Annotated in this window: 26 protein-coding genes; 23 read left to right on the forward strand and 3 right to left on the reverse strand. The window is 37.8% G+C overall.

The genetic code is table 11. The features are described from left to right. Positions 1–39 precede the first annotated feature (39 nt). From F3G75_RS07895 to F3G75_RS07955, 13 genes are all read left to right on the forward strand, one after another. Complete coding sequence (locus F3G75_RS07895) at positions 40–648, forward strand: hypothetical protein (RefSeq protein WP_087577445.1); 609 nt, start codon at positions 40–42, stop codon at positions 646–648. Beyond that, positions 645–1,394: an ABC transporter permease gene (locus F3G75_RS07900; protein ID WP_087577446.1), complete on the forward strand. Its 750-nt coding sequence runs from the start codon at positions 645–647 to the stop codon at positions 1,392–1,394. Before F3G75_RS07895 ends, F3G75_RS07900 begins: the two co-directional genes overlap by 4 nt. After that, the gene (locus F3G75_RS07905) at positions 1,391–2,083 is read left to right on the forward strand and encodes an ABC transporter ATP-binding protein (protein ID WP_149717157.1); all 693 of its coding nucleotides are present in this window, start codon (positions 1,391–1,393) and stop codon (positions 2,081–2,083) included. The genes F3G75_RS07900 and F3G75_RS07905 overlap by 4 nt, the downstream gene beginning before the upstream one ends. A 77-nt stretch (positions 2,084–2,160) precedes the next feature. Then, on the forward strand, positions 2,161–3,078 hold the full coding sequence (locus tag F3G75_RS07910; protein ID WP_149717158.1) for an NrtA/SsuA/CpmA family ABC transporter substrate-binding protein: 918 nt from the start codon (positions 2,161–2,163) through the stop codon (positions 3,076–3,078). Positions 3,079–3,286: 208 nt separating this feature from the next. Beyond that, positions 3,287–3,562, forward strand: coding sequence for a NifU family protein (locus F3G75_RS07915; protein ID WP_021091089.1), 276 nt, complete (start codon positions 3,287–3,289; stop codon positions 3,560–3,562). Beyond that, complete coding sequence (locus F3G75_RS07920; protein ID WP_149717159.1) at positions 3,549–4,103, forward strand: histidine kinase; 555 nt, start codon at positions 3,549–3,551, stop codon at positions 4,101–4,103. The genes F3G75_RS07915 and F3G75_RS07920 overlap by 14 nt, the downstream gene beginning before the upstream one ends. After that, on the forward strand, positions 4,081–5,364 hold the full coding sequence (locus tag F3G75_RS07925) for a UDP-N-acetylmuramoyl-L-alanyl-D-glutamate--2,6-diaminopimelate ligase (RefSeq protein WP_149717160.1): 1,284 nt from the start codon (positions 4,081–4,083) through the stop codon (positions 5,362–5,364). The genes F3G75_RS07920 and F3G75_RS07925 overlap by 23 nt, the downstream gene beginning before the upstream one ends. Before the next feature lie 2 nt (positions 5,365–5,366). Continuing rightward, positions 5,367–5,714: an aspartate 1-decarboxylase gene (gene panD, locus F3G75_RS07930; RefSeq protein ID WP_021089265.1), complete on the forward strand. Its 348-nt coding sequence runs from the start codon at positions 5,367–5,369 to the stop codon at positions 5,712–5,714. A 4-nt stretch (positions 5,715–5,718) separates the two neighbouring features. Beyond that, positions 5,719–6,033 (forward strand): YbaB/EbfC family nucleoid-associated protein, encoded by a 315-nt coding sequence (locus F3G75_RS07935; protein ID WP_054197266.1) that lies wholly within the window; start codon positions 5,719–5,721, stop codon positions 6,031–6,033. Further along, positions 6,030–7,139, forward strand: a complete 1,110-nt coding sequence (locus F3G75_RS07940; RefSeq protein ID WP_149717161.1) for a DUF7488 domain-containing protein — start codon at positions 6,030–6,032, stop codon at positions 7,137–7,139. Before F3G75_RS07935 ends, F3G75_RS07940 begins: the two co-directional genes overlap by 4 nt. Continuing rightward, positions 7,136–8,035 (forward strand): polyprenyl synthetase family protein, encoded by a 900-nt coding sequence (locus F3G75_RS07945; protein ID WP_149717162.1) that lies wholly within the window; start codon positions 7,136–7,138, stop codon positions 8,033–8,035. The genes F3G75_RS07940 and F3G75_RS07945 overlap by 4 nt, the downstream gene beginning before the upstream one ends. Before the next feature lie 133 nt (positions 8,036–8,168). Then, positions 8,169–10,079: a transketolase gene (tkt, locus tag F3G75_RS07950; RefSeq protein WP_149717163.1), complete on the forward strand. Its 1,911-nt coding sequence runs from the start codon at positions 8,169–8,171 to the stop codon at positions 10,077–10,079. 57 nt (positions 10,080–10,136) lie between these two features. Further along, positions 10,137–10,931: an undecaprenyl-diphosphate phosphatase gene (locus tag F3G75_RS07955; protein ID WP_149717164.1), complete on the forward strand. Its 795-nt coding sequence runs from the start codon at positions 10,137–10,139 to the stop codon at positions 10,929–10,931. Between the two features lie 108 nt (positions 10,932–11,039). Here F3G75_RS07955 and F3G75_RS07960 read toward each other — a convergent pair whose 3' ends face one another. From F3G75_RS07960 to moaC, 3 genes are read right to left on the reverse strand one after another with little or no spacing between them, the layout of a single operon-like run. Next, positions 11,040–12,278: a hypothetical protein gene (locus tag F3G75_RS07960; RefSeq protein WP_149717165.1), complete on the reverse strand. Its 1,239-nt coding sequence runs from the start codon at positions 12,276–12,278 to the stop codon at positions 11,040–11,042. A 10-nt stretch (positions 12,279–12,288) separates the two neighbouring features. Next, positions 12,289–12,546, reverse strand: a complete 258-nt coding sequence (locus tag F3G75_RS07965) for an HP0495 family protein (RefSeq protein WP_223154384.1) — start codon at positions 12,544–12,546, stop codon at positions 12,289–12,291. Further along, the gene (gene moaC / locus F3G75_RS07970) at positions 12,530–13,006 is read right to left on the reverse strand and encodes a cyclic pyranopterin monophosphate synthase MoaC (protein ID WP_188115410.1); all 477 of its coding nucleotides are present in this window, start codon (positions 13,004–13,006) and stop codon (positions 12,530–12,532) included. Before moaC ends, F3G75_RS07965 begins: the two co-directional genes overlap by 17 nt. 417 nt (positions 13,007–13,423) lie before the next feature. On the opposite strand from moaC, the gene F3G75_RS07975 reads away from it, so the two are divergent. The 10 genes from F3G75_RS07975 (at position 13,424) to F3G75_RS08020 (ending at position 22,993) form a co-directional block, all read left to right on the forward strand. Next, entirely contained in the window at positions 13,424–14,242 is an 819-nt protein-coding gene (locus tag F3G75_RS07975; protein WP_149717168.1) for an ATP-dependent protease, read from the forward strand. Between the two features lie 12 nt (positions 14,243–14,254). Next, positions 14,255–16,843 carry a Sec-dependent nitrous-oxide reductase gene (gene nosZ, locus F3G75_RS07980; RefSeq protein WP_149717169.1) on the forward strand — a complete coding sequence of 863 codons (2,589 nt, stop codon included), beginning with the start codon at positions 14,255–14,257 and terminating at the stop codon, positions 16,841–16,843. Between the two features lie 84 nt (positions 16,844–16,927). Beyond that, on the forward strand, positions 16,928–17,683 hold the full coding sequence (locus F3G75_RS07985) for a cytochrome C (protein WP_072595072.1): 756 nt from the start codon (positions 16,928–16,930) through the stop codon (positions 17,681–17,683). Beyond that, on the forward strand, positions 17,676–18,932 hold the full coding sequence (locus F3G75_RS07990) for a nitrous oxide reductase family maturation protein NosD (RefSeq protein ID WP_149717170.1): 1,257 nt from the start codon (positions 17,676–17,678) through the stop codon (positions 18,930–18,932). The genes F3G75_RS07985 and F3G75_RS07990 overlap by 8 nt, the downstream gene beginning before the upstream one ends. Beyond that, the gene (locus F3G75_RS07995) at positions 18,925–19,602 is read left to right on the forward strand and encodes a 4Fe-4S dicluster domain-containing protein (protein ID WP_149717171.1); all 678 of its coding nucleotides are present in this window, start codon (positions 18,925–18,927) and stop codon (positions 19,600–19,602) included. The genes F3G75_RS07990 and F3G75_RS07995 overlap by 8 nt, the downstream gene beginning before the upstream one ends. After that, entirely contained in the window at positions 19,599–20,147 is a 549-nt protein-coding gene (locus F3G75_RS08000) for a c-type cytochrome (protein ID WP_149717172.1), read from the forward strand. The genes F3G75_RS07995 and F3G75_RS08000 overlap by 4 nt, the downstream gene beginning before the upstream one ends. Continuing rightward, positions 20,147–20,608: a c-type cytochrome gene (locus F3G75_RS08005; RefSeq protein ID WP_149717173.1), complete on the forward strand. Its 462-nt coding sequence runs from the start codon at positions 20,147–20,149 to the stop codon at positions 20,606–20,608. Before F3G75_RS08000 ends, F3G75_RS08005 begins: the two co-directional genes overlap by 1 nt. 2 nt (positions 20,609–20,610) lie before the next feature. Then, complete coding sequence (locus tag F3G75_RS08010) at positions 20,611–21,510, forward strand: NapH/MauN family ferredoxin-type protein (protein ID WP_087577996.1); 900 nt, start codon at positions 20,611–20,613, stop codon at positions 21,508–21,510. Between the two features lie 9 nt (positions 21,511–21,519). Next, a complete protein-coding gene (locus F3G75_RS08015) occupies positions 21,520–22,173 on the forward strand; it encodes an ABC transporter ATP-binding protein (protein ID WP_054197251.1) in 654 nt (217 codons plus the stop codon). Next, positions 22,166–22,993, forward strand: coding sequence for an ABC transporter permease (locus tag F3G75_RS08020; protein ID WP_103589143.1), 828 nt, complete (start codon positions 22,166–22,168; stop codon positions 22,991–22,993). The genes F3G75_RS08015 and F3G75_RS08020 overlap by 8 nt, the downstream gene beginning before the upstream one ends. The last annotated feature ends 85 nt before the right edge of the window (positions 22,994–23,078 follow it).

Raw genomic sequence — 23,078 nt, forward strand, 5'->3', positions numbered from 1 at the left:
TAGAATCTTGATTTCTATTATTAAAATTACGGAGAACTCGTGAGAAAGCTACTTTGGCTAAATCCCGTTGTAAAAAATATGTATGACCTCTCTGCGTTAAAAGAGCTCTTGCAAAATAAGGGCTTTAACATAGTAGAGTGCGAAAAAGATCATGTTCGTGATGTCAAAAATTCATATAAAAATTTATGCTCTAAAGGCATGGTTTTAGACAGTCGCTGTCCAAGAGCTGTAAATTTTATTAGATCAAATTTTAAAGAATTTTCAAACGATATTTCAAGCTTAAATCCCATTTTAATAGAAAGCGCCATTGAACTTAGCTCGAAGCTAAAAGAAGATGAGTGGCTTTATATAACAACGCCTTGTGAGGACTTGGCTGAGCTTGGAAATTCTTTAAAATTAGATCAAACTACATTTTTAACATGGAAAAAATTTAAAGAGCTAAACGACATAAATTTACAAATAAGTAAAATAGAATCAAGTCCGATCCCACCTGGATTTTTTGAAAATTTAGGCATAAAAACACTAAGCTTATGCAGCAAAGAAAAGATACAAAACGCATTTTCATATAAATTTAGCAAGCTTAAAAACTATCAGATCATCGAGCTTTTATACTGTGAAAATGGCTGTCACAATGGAGATGGGCTGTGATAGAAATTTTTAAAAAGAGCGTTTTGATCCTAGTGATCTTTGCCCTCTGGCAGGTCGTTTGCGAACTAAAAATTTTTACGCCCTATATCTTGCCAAGTCCTATTACGACACTTAAAACAATGTTTGACATGAGCTTAAGTGGCGAGCTAATAACGCATGTGATGATTAGCTTTAAGCGTATATTTGTTGGCTATGCTTTTGCTTTTGTTTTGGCATTTGCTTTTGGCGGAGTGGCGGCGCTATTTCCAAAAGCTAGCATTTATTACGAGTGGATACTAGAGTTTTTTAGAAATGTTCCACCACTTAGCCTTATTGCTATTTTAGTGCTTTGGTTTGGTATAAACGAAACACCAAAAATTATTATTATCATCCTAGCATCGTTTTTTCCAATGTTTCTAAGCATTTCAAAAGGGCTAACTAGCTGCGATGTGAAGCTTATTGAGGTTGGTAAAATTTTTTGTTTTAGTAAATTTGAAATTTTTTACAAAATCATCCTAAAAAATGCCATAAAGGATATTTTTGTAGGTATGCGCATAGGTTTTGGCTACGCTATGCGAGCGATTGTGGGAGCGGAGATGATCGCAGCTTCTAGTGGGCTAGGCTATCTCATACTAGATGCGGAGGAGCTTTCACGCGCAGATAGGATATTTGTTGGCATTTTTACGATTGGAATTTGTGGTGTGCTCATAGATAGGATATTTTTATTTTTGATATCTAAATTTAGCCTTTTGCGAAGCGAAAAATGATAGAAATTTTAAATTTATCAAAGCATTTTTTTATTAATGGCAAGCGTATCGACGTTTTAAAAGAGCTAGATTTAAGTATAAAAAAGGATAAGATCACCGTTATACTTGGTAGAAGTGGTTGCGGTAAAACGACTCTTTTAAGGCTTATTGCTGGACTTGAGGGTGTAAGTCTAGGCGAGATAAAATTTAAAGAGCAAGCAAAGATCGGTTTTGTATTTCAAGAGCCTAGGCTTATGCCTTTTTTAAATGTCTATGAAAATATTGTATTTGCGCTTAAAAAGCATGAGATAGACGAGGTAAAGATAGATAGGCTCATATCGATGATAGGGCTTAATGAGTTTAAATTCGCCGCTATTTCGCAGCTATCTGGCGGTATGAGCTCGCGTGTTTCTCTTGCTAGAGTGCTTGCATACGAAGCAAATTTGATCCTTATGGATGAGCCATTTGCAGCACTTGATGCTTTTACGAGAGCCAGCATGCAGGCTGAAATTTTAAAGCTTCAAGCTGGTAAAACCATCATTTTTGTCACTCACAATGTCGATGAAGCCCTATATTTAGCAGATGAGATCATTTTGCTTGAAAAAGGCGGGATGAAATCAAGCTATGACCTGTCAAATCTAGCTAAGCCAAGAGATTTGCTTTGCGATGAGCTAATAAACTTAAAGCGTAAAATTTTGAGCGAAATTTAGCATTTTATAAAATGATAATTAAAACCAAAACGAAGCAAAAAGTTATATAATTTGGAAAAATTTTTAAAGGAGCAAATATGAGAAAGTTTTTTAAGATTTTGTGTGCAGCCTCTTTGCTTTGTCTAGTCGCAAACGCAAGTGAGCTAGATAAGATCGGTATGACCTATGTCAAATCGCCGCTAAATGTCCCCTCAATCGTCGATAAATTTAAAGGCTTTTATGCTAAATCTTTTGGCATGCCAGTCGAGTACTCTGAGATAACATCAGGTGCAAAGCAGACTCAAGCTCTAGCTTCAAATTCGCTCCAGTTTCTAAACTGCGTGGGCGGAACTTCAGTCATACTTGCTGCAGCGAACAAAGCTGACATAAAGATCATAAGTGCATATTCAAGAGCACCTGAAGCTTTTGCGATATTTGCTAAAGATAAAGGCATAAAAACCGCTAAAGACTTAAAAGGTAAAAAAATAGCAGGCCCAAAAGGCACGATATTAAATGAGCTTTTGGTTAGGTATCTTGCTCTTGGTGGACTTGGCATAAATGACGTAGAGTTCGTTTCTATGGGCATCCCAGCTGCACAAGCTGCACTTGAAAATGGCAGTGTCAATGCAGCACTTCTTGCTGGACCAGCTGCTTATAATGCTAAAAAATCAGGACTTAGTGTCGTAACAACAGGCAAGGGCGTCATCACTCCAGTCATCGTCACTGCCACAAGCGGAGAATTTTACAAAAAGCATAAAGATCTAGTTGAAAAATTTAAAAAGGCCCAAGATGAAATTTTGGCTTTTATGAAAGCAAATGAGGAAGAGGCATTAAAATTTACAGCTGAAGAGACCGGGCTTAGCATAGAGGCGGTAAAGAGTATGTATCCGCAGTATGACTTTAGTCCAAAGATCACGCCTGAAGATATAAAGGCACTTGAGGCTACGCAAGAATTTATGCTTGAGAGCAAGATGATCGAGCAAAAAGTAGATATAAAATCACTTCTAATAGATTAAACAAAAAGGGCAAATTTGCCCTTTTATCCTAAAACTTAATAATCAAAAATTAACTAAATTTTAGTTCACGTATTTAAAAATAAAAGCTGATTAGGCGCATTAGAATAGTTTAAATTATAAAGCAAAATTAGCGCTAAGCAAAAATATAGCCATTATTTTTTGCATTTTTATTTTGCTATAATAGCCCAAAAATTTAATAGGAAAAAATATGATCCCATTTAGCGATGAAGAACTTTTAAAACCAGTCAGTGCGAGTTTGCAAAAGGTATTACCGATGCTTGAAAATGATGGTGGTGGTATGGAGCTACTTGGCATAAAAAACGGCAAAATTTATGTAAGACTTACAGGACATTGTCATGGATGTGCAGCTAGCACAACTACACTAAAATATGGACTTGAAAGACAACTTCGTATGGATATTCACCCAGAGCTTGAGGTCGTAAATATCCCGATCGGCGAGGAATTTGACATTGATAGATTATAAAAAAACAGGCATTAAATACTTCAAACGTTCTAAATTTAAAGAAGCGATCTTTTACTTCTCTCTAGCTTACGAAAAGACACAGGATAAAAATTTACTATTTTTGATACAAATTTGCTCCCTTGGCGAGAAAAATGCAGAGGAAGCAAAACTTTTATTTGACTATTTTATGGATAAACTAAGAGCTGGCGAAGATGATGAAGGAATGGATGAAATTTTAAAAATTTTAGAATCAAGATTGGCTAGCGATGAGTATTTTGAAGAGCAAGATGCTATCAGCTACGAGGACTTTAAAAAGGCTGTTTATAAGGACGGGAGCTTCAAAAAGGTCTTTGAAAATATCATGTTCTCAACCAAGGTCATGATCTCAAACAAAGATGATTTTTTAGAATTTTTGGGAAATTTGATAAAAAATGACTTTATCGATATGAGCATGAACTACCTTGAGAGTGCGGCGGTGATGTTTGGCGGCGACGAGCGTATAGATCAGCTTTTTAAAGAGATACAAAAAAGACAAAACAATGAAAATATCAGTAGAAAATAGCTTCATAACAGATGACTCAAACGAGTGCGAAAATGGCTCATTTTTTGTGCAAACTGCTGCAAACGCAAAATTTGCAGAGGCAGCGGTAAAAAATGGCGCAAAGATAATCAGCCTTGAAGAGTGTAAAAAGCTTTTAAAAATCGATGAAAGCTTAAAGATAGTTGGCATCACAGGTACAAATGGCAAGACCACAACAGCTGCTGCTATCTATGAGACTTTGCGAAATTTAGGCAAAAAATGCGGCCTAAGTGGCACAAGAGGGGCGTTTATAGAGGGCAAGCAAATAGATGACAAGGCGCTTACGACAAGTGCTATTTTAAAGACGCTCTCATATCTAAAAGCAGCTAGTGAGCAGGGCTGTGAGTACTTTGTGATGGAGGTTAGCTCACACGCGATAGCTCAAAAGCGCATAGAGAGCTTGAAATTTGCTCTAAAAATTTTTACAAATTTGACTCAAGACCACCTCGACTACCACAAGAGCATGGAGGAGTACGCTAGGGTAAAGTCGAGCTTTTTTGACGATGATGGCATGAAGCTTATAAATGCTGATGATAATGGCATTAAATTTAATCCAAAAAATGCTTATACGTATTCGCTTAAAAAACCAGCCAGCTTTGCGCCGATAGTTTATGGGCTAAAAGACGGCATAGACGCAGTTATCAAGACACCAAATGGCGATGTGGAGATAGACTCAAGCCTTCAAGGCGAGTTTAATCTTTATAACCTAATCGCAGCCCTTGGCGCCGTTTGCCTGCTAGAGCGCCCAGAGGCGACCGCGCTTTCAAAGGCGATAAGCAAATTTAAAGGGGTTAGCGGTAGGATGGAAGTTGTAAGCACCGATCCGCTAGTCATCGTGGACTTTGCCCATACGCCTGATGGTATAGAAAAGGTGCTAAACTCGCTTAGACATCTAAATTTGATAGCTGTCTTTGGCGCAGGCGGCGACAGAGATAGGACAAAGCGCCCAAAAATGGGAGCAATAGCCCAAAAATACGCAAGAATTTGCATCGTCACAAGTGACAATCCAAGAAGCGAAGAGCCAGAGAGCATAATCGATGAAATTTGCGCTGGTATGAGTCAAAATGAAAATTTGATACGAAATGCCAACCGCAAAGAGGCGATCGCACTGGCCATTAGCAAGCTTGAGTCTGGCTGGGCGCTTGTCGTACTTGGCAAAGGCGACGAGCCACATCAGGAGATAAAGGGTGTCAAGCACCCATTTAGCGACAAAGAAGTTGTAATTGAGCTTTTAAAGAGGTAAAAATGAATATAGAAATTTTAGCTAGCAAGATCCATAGAGCCGTCGTAACAGACGCAAATTTAAACTATGTTGGCTCAATAAGCATAGGCGAGGAGCTAATGAAGGCTGCAAATTTGATAGAAAATCAAAAGGTAGAAATTTTAGACGTAAATAACGGCGAGAGATTTGCCACCTATGTGATAAAAGGCAAAAAGGGCGAAATTTGCCTAAACGGCGCAGCTGCTAGAAAGGTTTGCGTGGGCGACGTGGTCATAATCGTGGCATACGCTAGTATGAAATTTAAAAAGGCTAAGAAATTTAAGCCAACCATCGTGCATGTAAATAACAAAAACGAGATCATAAAGGAGTAGACGGATGTTTGAGGGATTTGACTTTTCAAAGATGGGGCAGATGCTTGAGGATGTGCAAAGACAGGCCAAGCAGATAGAAGAAGAGAGCAAAAATAAAGAATTTGGAGCAAAAAGCGGCGGCGGACTAGTGAGCGTGAGGGCAAACGGCAGTGGCGAGATACTTGATATCAGCATAGATGATAGCTTGCTTGAAGATAAAGAGAGCATGCAAATTTTACTAATAAGTGCCGTAAATGACGTGCTAAAATCTGTTGAAGCTGATAAGAAAAACACCGCTTCAAGGATGCTTGGTGGCCTTGCTTCGATGGGGATAAAATGAGACTAGATCATAAATTTACCCTTGCTTTTTTGCTAACAGCACTTTGCCTAAGTGCCGATCCTAGACCTACGCAAGAGGACTTTAACGCCTGCTTTGAAAAAAATAAAAACTCAATCGTCTCAGTAAATAAACATTTTGGTGTAGCTATCACTAAAAATTTGATCGCAGTGCCAAAAAGCGATGGAGCTCCGCTTGGAGAATATGTCAAATTTGACCCATATTTGCAGCTTTTCTTAGTGCGCTCTAGCAAGGAGCTAAGCCCTGTCGTGATGGCTGATGAGACCAACGAGGAGCGCATAAAAAAGAGCACTTGGGTTGGCATCTTAAATGACGCAAACAACACTATCATGGGTCACATCAAGTCTTTAGGGCAAAATTTAGGCGACTTTGACACGCTAAGCTTCGAGTATGACGCGACTGGCGAGATAAACACGCCTTGTTGCAAGATGATAGGTATAGCTGTTGGAGCTGATAAATTTATACCAAACCGCTATTTAAAGCACTTTGTATCTTACGATGACGTCTATTACGGCGATATCGGCGTGAAATTCTTGCAAAAAGAGGATAATTTTTTTGTGGGGCTTGTTGATCCACTGGGCCGTGGCAAGATGATGATGGTTGATGATGAGCTTGTTACGATAAATGGCATCAAACCAAAGAGCTTAAGAGAGCTAAATGAGATGGTGCTTTTTGCTCCAAAGGGCGCAAAACTAGACATCGTCGTGAAGCGTGATAGAGAGCAGCTACTCTTTCAAGTGCCAGTAAGTGGGGATGTGAAATTTAACCAAAGCCTTGATATAGACGCCCCTTCAAGCCTTGATCTGCCAAATTTAAACGTCATGCCAAAGTCGCCTGAGAGCTTGCTTGATGATAAAATTTTGGTTGATTATGGTATCACGGTCGATAAAAATTTAGTCGTTACTAAGGTCGAGCCAAAGTCAAATGCAGAAATTTTTGGCATAAAGATCGGCGATAAAATTTTAGGCTACAACAAAGAGAGTGTGGGTAGCCGCGAGGAGCTTTTAGAAAAGATAAGCGACCTGCAAAATTTCGTGCTTTTATTTACTAGAAACGACTTTCAGTTCTTTGCAAGAGTGCCAAAATGAGCCTACTTGAGGACTTCGTAAAATTTCTAAATGCAAATTTGCCAAAGGCGCCTAGTTTTCACCCTTACTACGAGGAGGCGCTTGGTGTTATGCTAAAGGCTGGAGGCAAGCACTTTAGGGCGCTTTTGCTTCTTGGTGTGGTCGAAAATGTGGATAAAAGCCTCACACAAAAGGCCATGAGAGTGGCTTTGGGGCTTGAGATGATGCATACATACTCGCTCATCCACGATGATCTGCCTTCGATGGATAACGCAAGCCTAAGACGCGGCACGCCAACGCTTCACGTAACATACGACGAAACGACTGCGATACTTGCAGGAGACGCTCTAAATACGCATGCTTTTTATGAAATTTCACGTGCTGATCTGCCAGCGCAAACACGCATAAAATGCGTGGAAATTTTAAGCGAGAATGCTGGCATTAGCGGCATGGTGCTAGGTCAGGCGCTTGATTGTTTTTTTGAAAATACAAATAAAGAGGACATCAAAAGAGCAAAGGCTAAATTTGGGCTCTCTGGCAAGATGCTAAGCCTTGATGAGCTAGTATTTTTACACATCCACAAAACCGCTAAGCTGATCGCTGCTAGCCTAAAAATGGGCGCTGTGATAGCAAATTTAGACGAAAATGAGTGCGATAAAATTTATGATATCGGACTAAAGCTTGGGCTTGCTTTTCAGATACAAGACGACATTATCGACCTTACAAGCGACGAAACAGCCGCTGGAAAGCCCGTACACAACGACCTAGAGAAAAATTCATTTACAAATTTGCTTGGCCTATCTGGCGCTAAAAAGAAAAAATATGAGCTAATAAGCGAGATAGAAGAGACGCTAAGGCAGATAGATGCTGGCATAGCAAAGATGATCTTGGAGCTTACAGATAAACACCTCAGATAAAAGCTAGAAATTTCTAGCTTTTTGCTACTAAAAATTTAGAAAATTTATATCACTCTTTAGACATTTTAAACCAAAACGCAAGGCAAGTTTTAATCACTTTTTTGTATAATCCAAAGCACTAAAAGGAGATCATATGCTAAAAAAACAAGCCGATACTATAAGATTTTTGTGCGCTGATATGGTGCAAAACGCTAACAGCGGACACCCAGGTGCTCCTATGGGCCTAGCTGATATCATGGTGGTTTTAAGCAACTTTTTAAAACACAATCCAAAAAATCCAAAATGGTTAAATAGAGATAGGCTAGTTTTTAGCGGCGGTCACGCATCAAGTTTGGTTTATAGCTTTTTGCACCTAAGCGGCTACGATCTAAGCCTAGATGAGCTTAAAAATTTCCGCCAACTTGGCTCAAATACACCAGGACACCCAGAGATTCACACTCCAGGCGTTGAGGTTGCTACTGGCCCACTTGGTCAAGGTGTGGCAAATGCAGTAGGTTTAGCTATGGCAGAAAAATACGCTGCAAACGTGCTAAATGAGCCAGATAATAAAATAATCGATCATAAAATTTACTGCCTTTGTGGCGACGGCGACTTAGAAGAGGGTATAAGCTACGAGGCATGTTCTGTGGCTGGAAATTTAAGACTAGACAACCTTGTGCTCATCTACGACTCAAACAATATCACGATCGAGGGTGACACAGCGATAGCATTTAGTGAGGATGTCAAAGCTAGGTTTGAGGCGCAGGGCTGGGAGGTCGCACGTATCGACGGACACGACTATGACCAGATCGAATTTGCACTTGAGCAGGCAAGCGAAAAAGAGTCGCCATATCTCATCATCGCAAACACACGCATAGCACGCGGCGCAATGGAGCTTGAGGGTAGCCACCACAGCCATGGCGCCCCACTTGGCGAGGAGATCATCAAAAAGGCAAAGGCCGCAGCTGGTTTTGATCCTGAGAAGAAATTTGCCATTGACGAGGACGTGCTTTTAAGATTTAGAGGTGCGGTAGAAAAGGGCGATTTGGAAGAGGCTATGTGGAACAAAAAGGTTGAGGCATTAAGCAGCGAGGGTAAAAATTTACTAAACTCACTTCTAAATCCAGACTTTAGTAAGCTAGAATTTCCAGATTTTAGCGACAAAAAGCTAGCCACAAGAGATACAAACCATGTCATTTTAAATGAGATAGCTAAAAAACTACCTGGTTTTATCGGCGGTAGCGCTGACTTAGCTCCTTCAAATAAGACTGAGCTAAAGAGTATGGGCGACTTTCCAAATGGCAAAAATATCCACTACGGCATCAGAGAGCACGCTATGGCGGCCATCAACAACGGTATAGCTAGATACGGCCTTTTCTTGCCATTTTCAGCGACATTTTTCATCTTTAGCGACTATCTAAAGCCAAGTGCGAGGATAGCAGCACTAATGGCCATAAAACACTTTTTTGTCTTCACGCACGATAGTATCGGCGTTGGCGAAGATGGTCCGACGCACCAGCCTATCGAACAGCTTAGCACATTTAGAGCGATGCCAAATTTCTACACTTTCCGCCCAGCTGATGGCAACGAAAATGCAGCTAGCTGGAAAGTGGCTCTAAATTTAAACGCTCCAAGTGCCTTTGTGCTTAGCCGTCAAGGGCTTGATCCACTTGCAAAAGGCGAATTTGGAGAGGTGAGTAACGGCGCATATCTTTTAAGCTCGTCAAAAGACGCAAAGATAACATTTATAGCAAGTGGTAGCGAGGTATCACTCTGTGTAAAAGCAGCTGAAATTCTTGGCGAACAAGGCATTGGTGCAAACATCGTGTCAGCTCCTTGTTTTGACCTACTTTGCGAGCAGCCAGATGAGTATGTGGCTAAAATTTTAGACAAAAATACAACCATCATCGCAGTTGAAGCTGCAACTGGCTATGAGTGGTATAAATTTGCTGATGCAGTTTATGGCATGAATAGCTTTGGCGCTAGCGGAAAGGCTAACGAGCTATTTGATCACTTTGGATTTACTCCGCAAAAACTTGCAAATTTTGCTAGCGAACTTATATAAATTTAATCTTGGGGAGTAAAATCCCCAACTGCAATCTAAAATCAAAAAAGGCATTTTATGGAAATTTCTCACGTTATTGTTTTGGCCTTGGTGCAAGGTATAAGCGAGTTTTTGCCGATATCTAGCTCGGCTCATCTTATCTTGGTACCAAAGTTACTTGGCTGGCCAGATCAAGGTCTTGCTTTTGACGTGGCAGTGCACGTTGGTACGTTAAGCGCGATACTTTTTTATTTTAAAGATACGATTTTTAAGCTACTTCGTGACTTTTTTGCCTCGATCGTACAAAGAAAGATGGTGGGGGATAGCTTGCTTGTTTGGTGTGTCGGCTTTGCTACCATTCCAGTTGGGATTTTTGGACTTTTGTTTAACAATATTATCGAAGAATACGCAAGAAGTGGCGTTGTGATCGCTATTACTACGATCGTCTTTGGCATAGCACTTTACTTTGCTGATCTTCGCTCGACAAATAAAAGCGAATATGAAATGACCATAAAATTTGCGCTTATTATCGGCCTTGCTCAAGCTGTCGCACTTATCCCTGGCGTCTCAAGATCAGGCATAACGATGACGGCAGCCTTATTTTTAGGTTTTAGCCACAAGGGAAGTGCGAATTTCTCATTTTTGATGTCGATCCCAGTCATCATCCTAGCCGGCGGACTTGAGAGCATCAAGCTCATAAAAGACCCAAATGCTCTGCCATGGAGCGACATCGCCCTTGGTGTCATCATAAGTGCTGTTAGTGCCTATGTTTGCGTTAAGCTATTTATGGGGATCATCTCAAGGATTAGAATGCTTCCTTTTGTCATCTACCGCTTGATTTTAGGAACATTTTTACTTTATCTATTTTTATGATTTAAAGCTTTAAAAAGTAAAATCCAAGTGTGGAGAAATTTTTCACACTTGGCAAGAATATATAACTCGAGTATCTTTCAGGAAAAATTTCAAGATAAGCTTGGTAATTTAATCCTCTTTTTTATCTTTTTTAATAACATTTAGCAGATCTTTTGCAGCTTGGTAAGCCCTATCTCCAAATTTCTTGGCTTCTGATTTGATGTCAATTTGTTTGATGTCTTCAAATTTTTCATTGGCTTTTTTCTCAAGATTAGCGATCTCTTGTTTGATCTCTTCGATTTTATCGTTTGTATCAAAATTTAGTTTTAGCTTTTTACTCTTGTCATTTAGCTCTTGTTTTAGGGCTTCAAATTTATTATTTGCCTCGCTCATAAGCTTTGCCATGCCGTTTGACTTTAACTCTTCTATCCTTGAAATGATCTGCTCTCTTGCTTGATCGCTAATGCGTTTAAATTTTGCTAGGTTTGTATCTAGCTCGCTATTTATCACATTTTCGATCTCATTTCTTGCTACACCTTCAAATTCCTTTTCAAGTTCCTTAAGCAAGGCTATAAATTCTTCGTCAATATTTTTTAAGTTTAGTAGTTGCGAGTTTAGCCTAAGCTCATCTGGAGCAAATTTCGCCTCATCTTTAAGCTTTTCTATGGCTCTTAAAATGCCATCTCTTGTGCCACTTATCGCTCCACTTATTAGCTCTTTTGCAAAGATATGACCCTCGTCTGCTAAATTTGCCGCTGCTATGATGATATTTTTTGAAATTTCAAGTATTCGCTCTTTGCTAAACTCTCCTCCAATTATCGCAACATAAGTCATATTTTTAGCTATCGCACCAGCTGTTTCCTCTACATCTTTTGCGCCTTCAAGAGTTGTCAAAAATGCGATTTGAGCACTTTCTTTTAAGATACCAAGAAGCCTTGTTTCTCTAATGATCGCATTATTTAAAAGCTCCAAAATTTCCTCTTTTTCACTAAAATTTCTATCTTTTATGACCTCTTCAGCTGCTTCAAATGAAATTTTGAGCCTATTTTTTATCTCTTCACGTTTTGCTTCTATTGCACGATTTAGCTCATCTTTTTTATCAAGTAGCTCGTAAAGTGCCTTTTCCTCAGCACCGACAATGGCCTGATTTATTCCCTCCATGGCACTTTTTAGATTTTTTGCATTTATGAGATCTTCTTTGTTCATTTTGTCATAAAGCTCGTTCATTTTAGCCTTTAAAATTTCTGGCAAAGCATTTATATCTTTGTTTGCAGTATCTTGAAAGAAGTTATTGCAAAGAGCTTTTATACTTATTAATAAGCCATCGCTACTTTTATAATCATGTAAATTTTGTTCTAAATTATTCATATCTTTTACCTTATAAAACGTATTTTGCTTCGTGTTTTAGTGCTGAAAATATCTCTAGCCTCTCTTCTTCGCTCAAAACTAGTACGGCTAAGTCATAGCTTGCGTACTTTTTATCTTTGCTAAATTTTGAAAAAACTAGCTTAAATTCTCTATCTTTTACTATCTCTTTTACCTTTTCTTCTACATTGACATCTGCATCAAATATTATTTTGTATTCCCAATGCGTTGGGTAATCAATTTTTGCTTTTTTGTTATTTAGATCGCACATACTCGCCACTTTTTCCTCCTGTTTTACTCTCTAATACAATATTGCTTATTTCCATGCTTTTATCTATAGCTTTTACCATATCATAAATCGTTAAAAGCCCCACGCTAACGCCAGTTAATGCCTCCATCTCAACGCCTGTTTTGCCCTCTATTTTTACACTCACATAAAGCTTAAAAGCGCAAATTTCAGGCAGCTCCTCGATATCACAATCCACACCTAAAATAGCTAGTGGATGGCACATCGGGATTAGCTCACTTGTCTTTTTTGCTCCCATTATCGCAGCAACGACGGCCGTTTGGATGACTGGGCCTTTTTTACCAGTATTTTCTTTTATCGCTTTAAAGGCCTCTTTGCTCATTTTGATGATCCCGCTAGCAGTTGCTACTCTTTTTGTAGGATCTTTTGGGCTCACATCGACCATTTTTGGACGATCTTTTTCATCTAAATGCGTTAGCATTATCTCTCCTTTTTTTGGCGGATTATAGCCTATTTAAACAAATTTAAATTACCAATGGCTTTAAGCTAAAAATATACTAAATGCATAAATTTTTGGCTTTTACTTAAATGCTAAAGATTTCTCATTACTTAATATAATTATTTAATTTAAATAATTTTCTTAAGAAATAATTCAAATTTAAATTTTTATGCAAATTAGTACTAAAAATAAGCGATTCAATAGATAATAAATTTTATTAAAGTCATATTAGTATTGATTAAATCATAATGTCTATATAATGTAAATAATAAAATTTAAAAAAATTTATTGATATTTTTCTTTAAAAGCTTAAAAAAATAAATTAATCGCTAATTTGCTTTTAAGAGTTAAGTATGTATAGTTTTTTTACTTATTAAATTTATGATGAAAGTGCCTTGGATTATGAGATTTCTGCTTTGTATAAGTTTGTTTTTGATAACAGCTTTTGCCCAGCAATTAGGCTGCTTTATTAATGAAAGCAATCAAAGCATCGTTTTTATAAAAGATGGACAGATTAAAAATTTGGATCTAAAAGATACGATTTATAAAAATCAAGAATGCGGAAATGATGGAGAATCCTTTTATATCGCAAATTTAAACAATGAGATTATTGAAGTGGCAAATGAGAGAAATTTCTTATTTGCTATGCCAAATGTTGGCTGTAAAATTTCACAAATTGTGGCAATTAAAAATAAAATTTACGTAGCTTGCGATATGGCAAATGAAGTCAGCATAGGCGTTTTTGATAAAAATCTAAATAAACTTTTAACTAAAAATTATAAAGATGTTTATAAAATTTCAAGCCTTTTGCCAATTGATGACGAGCTATTTTTTACAAGCTTTAATGGCAAAGCATTTTTGCTTGATAAAGAGCTTAATTTAAAAGAGAAAAAGCGTGTTGGCTTTGCTCCACTTAGTGCCTGTAAATTTAAAGGGAATGATATTTTGCTTGGCTTTAGAGATGGAGAAATTTTAGATTTTAAAAGTGGAATTAAAAAGCAAGTTTTAAAATCTAAAATTTCAGCTCTTGCGTGTATGGAGGATGAAATTTTCATAGGTGATGGGGATGGAGTAGTCTATAAATTTGACAAAGATCTTAAACTAAAAGGACAAAAGGCTCTTTTTAATAATGAGATAAAAAGAATTTTTATAGATAAAGGCGTCCTAAATGGCGTAAATTTAGACAATGAGATAAAGAGTTTAGAGATAAATTCATTTTAAAAAGGAGAGTAAATGCAAAAGTTATTTTGTGTCGCAAGTGCTGCGTTGCTTGGGCTATCTTTAACTACTGCTTGTGCTGCTAGTAGTGACCTTGAAAAAGTCATGAAAGAGCGTGGGCTAAGCGAAAAAGATGTCCTTGCAGCTGCTAAAACTTATCAGCCTAGCGGTAAAAAAGATGATTTCATCGTCTTTTCATCTGGCGGGCAAAGCGGTCAAGTGCTAGTTTATGGCGTTCCGTCGATGAGAATTTATAAATACATCGGCGTTTTCACACCAGAGCCTTGGCAAGGATATGGCTATGACGATGAGTCAAAAGCTGTTTTAAAACAGGGTGCTATAAGAGGCAAGGAGATAACTTGGGGCGATACACACCATCCAAATTTCACTGAGAAAAATGGCGAGTATGTTGGTGATTATCTATTTATAAACGATAAAGCTAACCCAAGAATCGCAGTTATAAATTTACATGATTTTGAGACAACTCAAATCGTTGTAAACCCTATCATGAAGAGTGAGCACGGCGGTAGCTTCATTACTCCAAATAGCGAGTATGTCATCGAAGCTAGCCAATATGCAGCTCCGCTTGATAACAACTATCACTCAATAGACGACTATGAAGCAGTCTATAGAGGCGCTGTAACATTTTGGAAATTTGACTATCCAAAAGGTAAGATCGATGAGAAAGAGTCATTTTCTCTTGAGCTTCCACCATACTGGCAAGATCTAAGTGATGCTGGTAAAGGCGAGAGCTACGGCTGGGGCTTTACAAACTCAATAAATACTGAGATGTATACTGGCGGTATCGAAAAAGGTCTTCCTCCATTTGAAGCAGGTGCAAGTAGAAATGACACTGACTTCTTACACGTTTATAACTGGAAAATTTTAGAAAAACTTGCACAAGACAAGAAAAACTATAAAGTTATAAATGGACACAAGGTAGTTACAATAGATGCTGCTGTAAAAGCAGGTGCGTTATTTTTGATCCCAGAGTCAAAGAGCCCACATGGTTGTGACGTAACTCCAGATGGTAGATATATCATTATTGGCGGTAAGCTTGATACTCACGCATCAGTTTATGACTTTAGAAAGATCAAAGAGCTAATCGACAAAAAAGAGTATGCTGGCACTGACCCATACGGAATTCCTATCTTAGATAGAGAAAAGTCAATGCACGGACAAGTTGAACTTGGCCTTGGACCACTGCATACATCATTTGACTCACAAGATGGCGTACTCTATACTTCACTTTACGTTGATAGTCAAATCGTAAAATGGGACTATAAAAATTTAAAAGTGCTTGATAAGATAAATGTTCACTACAATATCGGCCACCTTGATACAATGGAAGGCAAATCAGCAAAACCAGTTGGCAAATATGCAATCGCTCTTGATAAACTTTCAATCGATCGCTTTAGCCCAGTTGGCCCACTTCATCCACAAAATCACCAGCTAATAGACATCACTGGTGCAAAAATGGATCTAATCTATGATATGCCAATACCACTTGGTGAGCCACACGATGTTGTGTCAATAGCTGCTAGCAAACTAAGCCCAGCACTTACATATAACATGGGTACAAACTCAAGAACAGGTGAGGCTAGCCCATATGCAACTCTGGCTGGTCAAGAAAGAGTTGAGAGAAACGGCAAAAATGTAACTGTCTATGCAACAATGATCAGAAGCCATATCAACCCAGAGCACATCGAGGTAAATAAAGGTGATAATGTAACAATTCACCTAACAAACCTAGAGCGCGCTCAAGATGAGACTCATGGATTTGGCATCGACCTTTACAACATCCACGCTTCACTTGAACCTGGCAAAACTGCTTCAGTAAATTTCGTAGCTGATATGGAAGGTGTCTTCCCATACTATTGCACCGAGTTTTGTTCGGCGCTTCACCTAGAGATGATGGGTTATTTACTTGTTAAAGATCCAAGTAAAAAATATGAATCTGCAAAAAATAACAAGCTAAAAACTCTAAGTCCAGAGGCTTTAAAAGCTGAATACGACAAAGTAATCGCAACTAATAAGGCAACTGATGATGTTATCCAAGAGGTTGTTAAATACCTAAAAGAGAAACATTATGAGAAGTATCCAAAAGTAAAAGCTTTGGTTGATGATGCACTTGATCAATACGGCCACATCAAAGAGGTAAAAGCTAAAGCTGACGAAGCTTACAAAAAAGGCGACGTAAACGGCGCTATCCTTTGGGAGTACCAAGTATGGCAATACATGGTTAAAACAGCTGACGTTGGCTTAAGAGCTAAAAATAACCTAGCTAAAGAGATCGCAACTCCGATGAGTCCAGCTGCTGCAAAAGGTGAAGAGGCTTATCTAAAAGGCGGTTGTAATGGTTGCCACGTTATCGGTCAAGTAAGCTCAGGTCCAGACCTAACAGGCGTTTTACTAAGACATGAAAATGGTGAAAAATGGGTAGCAGAATTTATCAAAGATCCTGCTAAGTTCTATAATGATGACTACATTAAATCAATGATTGATTACTTTAACCTTAGAATGCCAAATCAGCATATGAGTGATGAAGAGATCAAAAATATCATCGAATACCTAAAATGGGTAGATGAAAACGCTGGTATGTAGTTTTTAAAGGGGCGTTTTGCCCCTTTTTTAAATTTTAAAATTTTATTTTTAGCAGATGAAATTTTAAAATTTAAAGGAGAGATCATGAGTAAATATAAAATTTATACCATTGTTGCACTTGTCTTAATGACTGTTTGTTTTACTTTGCCTGTTCTTGGTTGGCACGGAGCAAAAGAGCGTATAGCTGATGGTGATGAACTACCATCTTATACTTACGGTATCTATAATCTTTATAGCTCATTTCAGTATAAAAATCACCTTTTATCAAAAGATGTAGCAAGCGATCTTCATAAGATGATCGAACAAAAAGCAGAGATTGGTACGCCATCTTTTCCTATCTGGTACGTCTCTCTTGAAGCTCCAAATTATCCAAAATCAGCCTTTCCTGATGGAATTCCTGTATATTTTCACGTAGATGGATATAGTGGCGATGTGCATGAGATGAATACGATAAATCACTACATTGGTATGTATCCTATGGAGCATGGTGGAAATTTAGAGCGAGCGATAGCACCTTATTATTTGCTTATTTCAACACTTTGTATGCTTGCATTTTTGTATTACAACGGTAAATTTAACTCACTTCTTATGGTTCCAACGATTATCGCGCCTGTGCTATTTATGAGCGCATTTGCAGGATGGCTTTACTGGTATGGACACAATATGCAAGAGTGGGGTGCATTTAAGATTAAACCATTTATGCCAACAGTTTTAGGCGATGGTAGCGTCGCGCAATTTACAACGCACTCTTATCCAAGTATTGGGTTTTGGGTTATGATCGCTATGAGTGTATTTTGCATACTCGCAGTATTTTCAAAGAAAAAAGAGCTAAATGCGTAAAATTTTCAATTTTGCCCTTGCTTTATTGCCTATTTTTAGCTCTGCAAATATCCTTCAAGATGCAATAAATAACGCTAGCCCTGGCGATGTTATAAAGCTAGGAGACGGCATCTATGAAGGAAGCATAACTATAAATAAGCCGCTTAGTATCGTTGGTGAGGGCAAAAATGCTCACATAAAAGGAAATGGTAAAGGCACAGTTGTAAAGATTATTGCCTCAAATGTTACGCTTAGAAATTTAAAGATAAGCGGTAGCGGAAATGACCTTGGTGAGCTAGATGCTGGCATTGGCTGTGATAAAGCAAATAATATCTTGATTACGCAAAATGACTTGAGTGATGTGCTTTTTGGGATTGATTTTAAAGAGTGCAGTAGCTCAAAGATCACTGGAAATAACATCACTTCTAAAAAAGGGGCCAGTCTTGGCTTTAGAGGTGATGCGGTTAGACTTTGGTATAGCCATGAAAATTTAATAGAAGGCAATTATATTTATGATAGCCGCGATATGGTTGCATGGTATGCAAGTCACAATAAATTTTTAAAAAATAAAGCGATCCGCGGTAGATACTCGCTTCATTTTATGTATGCAAATCAAAATTTAGTCGAAAACAATGATTTTATCGGCAATGCGGTTGGTATGTTTTTTATGTATTCAGCTGGCTCAAATATAAAAAATAATCTTGTTATGGATAGTGACGGCGCTTTTGGTATCGGCATCGGTCTAAAAGATGTTTCAAATTTTACTATCGAAAATAATACCCTTATCTATAATGCGAGAGGAATTTTGCTTGATAACTCGCCGTTTCAGCCAGGCTCAACGATAAATTTCTTAGGCAATAAAATTTTACACAACGTAGTTGGCGTATATTTTCACGCTACCCAGGGGACAAGCATCTTTGAAAATAATGATTTTATAGGCAATATGGATATCGTTGCGAACGACACTCCAGGTGATAAAATGGCATTAAATCGGTGGAGTAAAAATTATTATGATGAGTATGAGAGCTTTGATAGAGATAAAGATGGCTATGGCGATACGCCGTTTATGCATCTATCGTATGCCGATCAGCTTTGGCAGTATTATCCGAATTTGCAGTTTTTCTATGGCTCAAGTGTCTTTAGTATCTTAAATTTTTTAGCCAAACTCGCACCATTTTCTGAGCCAGTAAAGCTACTTGAAGATAGCACGCCAAGAATAAAACCACTTGATGCTTCAAATTTTAACGCATTAAGGGCAAAACGTGGATAGAAGAAAATTTATAATTTTAAGCTCAGTCGCAGCTGCCGCAGGATATGGCATAGGTAAAATTTTACCAAAAAGTAGCGGCGATAAACTCTATCTTAGACCACCAGGTGCGGTTGATGACTTTGATGATCTTTGTGTTAAATGTGGTCAGTGTGTGCAGGTATGCCCTTATCACAGTATAAGTTTGCTTGATATAAAAGATGGATATTCAAATGGTACAGCATACATCGATCCTAAAAAGAGAGGTTGCTATTTATGTGATCTTTTCCCATGTGTGCTCGCCTGTCCAAGTGGTGCGTTAGATCATGCTACAAAAGTTGTTGATGATGTGAAAATGGGCGTTGCTGTCTTGAGTAATGCAAATGCCTGTATGTGCCTAAAAAGAGAAAAGCTAAGCGAAGATAGCGTTGAAGATTTGCTTGTTCGCAAAGTTTATAATGATAGGGAAGAGGCAGAAAAAGATAAGATAAAAGGCAAAATCGGTCAAATTTGTGACCTTTGCGCCAGCATTTGCCCAGTTGGCGATAGTGCAATAGTAATGAGCGAAGCAAATTTGCCACTCATAAAGCATGGCTGTGTTGGGTGTGGGGTGTGTGCTGAGGTTTGCCCTGTAAAAATTATAAATATTGCCCCTAAAATGAGTTATGATGAAATTTATAAGGAGAAAGAATGAGATTAATAATGTCTTTAGTGGCTGCTGCTTTGCTATTTGTCGGCTGTGAAAAGAGCGATGATAAAGCGCAAAAAGCAGCTAGCAAGCAACCAATAAATGTAGCCACGAGTGCTAGCATAAAGGTTGAAAAAAAAGAAAATAATCAAAGTACAAATAAACAAAATGATTTCATAAAATACGATATGCACGGTGAAAAGAGCGTAAAATTTGGACTTGAAGATAATAACGTAAGCCGTCAAATCGGTGCTTTAGCAATGGTAAGAACCCCTCTTCAAACTATAAATTTAAGACTTATAAAGGGCAGGCTTAGCAAAAATTTCATTACAAAATGTTCAGCTTGTCACGACGATTACGCAAATGGCATCATCGGGCCATCACTTTTAACAAAAAGTGAAAATGAAATTTATACAATGATAAATGCTTATAAAAATAAAGAAAAAGTCAATGTCTTGATGCGAGATCTTGTTAAAAAAATGGATGATAGTGAAATCAGAAATTTAGCTAAAGAAATCAGTGATTTTAATACACAATTTAGGAGCAAATAATGAAAGTAGGAAAGATTATAACCATTATTTTAGCGGTAGTAATTTGCGGTATTATGGTATTTATGTTAAGCCAGACTCCGCCTAAAAGGGAAAAAGTAGCAACTAATGCTCAGCCAAAAGTAGAGCAAAATTTTACAAAAGAGCAGTCAAAGTCTAGTGAAGAATTTGCTAGTGAAGATGAGCTAAAAAAGGTAAAAGAGCTAAGTCTAAGTGTGGCTAAAGTGCACAATGAAGGCGTTAGTAAGCAGTATCTAACAACTTGTGCTCCATGTCATGGTGCAAATGCAAAAGGCGTCGTAGCTCCTGATATAACGCACCTAAGTAAGGATGAATTACTTAAAAAGCTAGCTGATTATAAAGCTGGTAAGGTGCAAAACTCGCTTATGAAGGGGCTACTTACAAATGTTAGTGATAGCGAGCTTGAAAGCCTTGCAGATGAAATTTCTAAATTTAAAAAGTAAAAATGGACAAATATAACACTCGTGCGACGATTAGAAATGTAAGCTTTCTAAGCACATTAATCACAACTACAAAAGATGGCAAGAAGCGTCCTAGTATACGTTTTTGGCGCATATTTAGCATTATTCTAGTTCATCTTTTATTTGTGCTTTCATATAGAGTTGATATACAAATTTTAGAAGGCGACATCAGTGCGTCAAGGATATTTGGTTTTCACTTGGCAGATGCTTTTATGAGCCTGCAAGTCTTTTTGGCGACACATGAAATCCATGTAAATTTAATAATCGGCTCACTTAGTATCTTGGCCTTTTATATCATTTTTGGCGGTAGAGGCTTTTGCTCTTGGATCTGTCCTTATTCGTTAATAAGTGAAATAGCTGAGAAGATCCATGAAAATTTACGCGCTAAAAAGATAGTAAAACCACGAGTTTTTGACACAAAGTGGCGATATGTTTTTACCATTTTATTTTTAACTCTTAGCTTTGCTAGTGCAAGCCTTACATTTGAAATTTTTAATGTTGTTGGGATTTTTTCAAGATTTATTATCTATGGCTATTTTCATGCTATTTGGTTCGTTGTGGCTATGCTTATGGTTGAAATTTTCTTCTCACGTAGAGCTTGGTGTAGGTATGTCTGTCCTATCGGAGCTACTTACTCGGTGCTAGCTAAACCAAATGCCATAAAAGTTAGCTGGGATAAAGAAAGGTGCGATCACTGCTTAGTTTGCACCGATGTTTGTCTAGTGCCTCACGTACTTTTTATGACAAAAAAGGGGGCAAAGCTTGACGAGAGCAAAAATATATTTAGAATAGCTGGCGCTGATTGTACGCTTTGTGGTAGGTGTATTGATGTGTGTCATCAAGATGCACTGAAATTTGACAACGGCTTTAAAAAACTCATATAAGGAAAATTTTTGATAGATATAAAAGAAGTAACTAAAATTTTTGGCTCGCAAAGGATACTTGACAATGTTAGCCTAAATGTAAAATCTGGCGAAAAAATAGCAATACTTGGACAAAATGGAGCTGGCAAAAGCTCGCTCATGCGTATCATTTTAGGCGAGTTTATCCCCAATAGTGGAAGCATCGCGATAAATGGCGTAAATACTCTAAAAGATAGAAAAGGGGCTTTGAAATTTATCTCATTTGTGCCACAAACTCCACCACCGCTTAAATTTAACCTACGCGAGCTTTGTGAGTTTGTTTGCAAAAGCTCAAATGTAAAATTTGAAGAGATTGAGAAATTTAGCAAGCTTTTAGAGCTTGATCTGCATGCAAATTTAAATAAGCCATTTTATAAGCTCTCTGGCGGCATGAAACAAAAGATGCTAATAGCCATCGCATTTGCTAAGGATAGTGAAATTTTGATGTTTGATGAGCCAACGGCAAATCTTGATGTAAAAGCAAGGCTTTCTTTTAAAAATTTACTTGATAACTTCACGCAAAACAAAACACTTGTTTTTATTTCACACCGTATCGATGAGATAGCAAATTTATTAGATAGATGCGTCTATATGGATCTTGGCAAGATCATCAAAGAAGAAAATTTAAGGAGCAAGAGTGAATAATCTTTTTTTAATAGCAAAGCTTGATGTAAAAGAGTCTTTTCGCTCAAGATGGTTTGTGATATATGCTGCGCTTTTTTCTGCTTTGATGATAGGATTTTTATTTAGTGGTGTAACTGACTCACGTGTGCTTGGCTTTTCTGGGCTTACTAGAGCACTGCTTTTGTTTATTCAAATTTGCGTCATCATTGTGCCTATTTTTATTCTCATCTCAACCGTAAGAAGCATAAATCAAGATAGAGATACAAATTTGCTTGAATACATCCTTAGCTTCCCACTAAGCCTTAGAGAGTATTACTTTGGCAAGGCACTGGGCCGTACATTTGTTGTTTTTGTGCCACTTTTGTTTGCTCTTTTGCTTTGCGTGATCGTCGGTTTTATAAAAGGTGTTGCGATACCTTGGAGTGTATTAACGCTTTATTTTGGGCTACTTTTTAGCTTAAGTATCATTTTTCTATCGCTTGGATTTTTTATCTCAAGCGTGATTAAAAATCAAGAGACAGGCCAAGGCGTGGCGTTTTTACTTTGGCTTATAATGCTTGCATTTATCGATCTAGCATTAATTGGACTTCTTATGCGAAGTTCAGTCGATGAGTACGTTATTTACGCTATTGCTATACTAAATCCGATAGAACTTTTTAGGATAGCAGCACTTAGTCTTTTTGATCCAAATTTAGCAGTTATCGGTACTGCATCTTATTTTATTTTAAGCACCTTTCCAAAGGCGACATTTGTAGCTTATGCGATTATTTATCCGCTCTTATTAGGCATTATTTTGCTAGTTTGTGGCTATTTTGCCTTTAGTAAAAAAGATTTGGTTTGAGATTGTTTTTTGTTAAAGAAAAGTTGGTTTTAAATTTAGACGAAACTTGTATTATTCTACTTGTCCAACAAGAAACCTCCTTTTT

It is taken from the genome of Campylobacter concisus, from assembly GCF_902460705.1.
Taxonomy (GTDB): Bacteria; Campylobacterota; Campylobacteria; order Campylobacterales; family Campylobacteraceae; genus Campylobacter_A; species Campylobacter_A concisus_Z.

Bases quoted from the DNA above. Each gene is read 5' to 3' on its own strand.
- F3G75_RS07975 (WP_149717168.1), top strand. From the start codon at position 13,424: ATGAGATTTCTGCTTTGTATAAGTTTGTTTTTGATAACAGCTTTTGCC.
- F3G75_RS07945 (WP_149717162.1), top strand. From the start codon at position 7,136: ATGAGCCTACTTGAGGACTTCGTAAAATTTCTAAATGCAAATTTGCCA.
- tkt (WP_149717163.1), top strand. From the start codon at position 8,169: ATGCTAAAAAAACAAGCCGATACTATAAGATTTTTGTGCGCTGATATG.
- F3G75_RS07925 (WP_149717160.1), top strand. From the start codon at position 4,081: ATGAAAATATCAGTAGAAAATAGCTTCATAACAGATGACTCAAACGAG.
- F3G75_RS07935 (WP_054197266.1), top strand. From the start codon at position 5,719: ATGTTTGAGGGATTTGACTTTTCAAAGATGGGGCAGATGCTTGAGGAT.
- F3G75_RS07905 (WP_149717157.1), top strand. From the start codon at position 1,391: ATGATAGAAATTTTAAATTTATCAAAGCATTTTTTTATTAATGGCAAG.
- F3G75_RS07910 (WP_149717158.1), top strand. From the start codon at position 2,161: ATGAGAAAGTTTTTTAAGATTTTGTGTGCAGCCTCTTTGCTTTGTCTA.
- panD (WP_021089265.1), top strand. From the start codon at position 5,367: ATGAATATAGAAATTTTAGCTAGCAAGATCCATAGAGCCGTCGTAACA.
- nosZ (WP_149717169.1), top strand. From the start codon at position 14,255: ATGCAAAAGTTATTTTGTGTCGCAAGTGCTGCGTTGCTTGGGCTATCT.
- F3G75_RS08005 (WP_149717173.1), top strand. From the start codon at position 20,147: ATGAAAGTAGGAAAGATTATAACCATTATTTTAGCGGTAGTAATTTGC.
- F3G75_RS08000 (WP_149717172.1), top strand. From the start codon at position 19,599: ATGAGATTAATAATGTCTTTAGTGGCTGCTGCTTTGCTATTTGTCGGC.
- F3G75_RS07960 (WP_149717165.1), bottom strand. From the start codon at position 12,278: ATGAATAATTTAGAACAAAATTTACATGATTATAAAAGTAGCGATGGC.
- F3G75_RS07990 (WP_149717170.1), top strand. From the start codon at position 17,676: ATGCGTAAAATTTTCAATTTTGCCCTTGCTTTATTGCCTATTTTTAGC.
- F3G75_RS07965 (WP_223154384.1), bottom strand. From the start codon at position 12,546: ATGTGCGATCTAAATAACAAAAAAGCAAAAATTGATTACCCAACGCAT.
- F3G75_RS07985 (WP_072595072.1), top strand. From the start codon at position 16,928: ATGAGTAAATATAAAATTTATACCATTGTTGCACTTGTCTTAATGACT.
- F3G75_RS08010 (WP_087577996.1), top strand. From the start codon at position 20,611: ATGGACAAATATAACACTCGTGCGACGATTAGAAATGTAAGCTTTCTA.
- F3G75_RS07940 (WP_149717161.1), top strand. From the start codon at position 6,030: ATGAGACTAGATCATAAATTTACCCTTGCTTTTTTGCTAACAGCACTT.
- F3G75_RS07915 (WP_021091089.1), top strand. From the start codon at position 3,287: ATGATCCCATTTAGCGATGAAGAACTTTTAAAACCAGTCAGTGCGAGT.
- F3G75_RS07955 (WP_149717164.1), top strand. From the start codon at position 10,137: ATGGAAATTTCTCACGTTATTGTTTTGGCCTTGGTGCAAGGTATAAGC.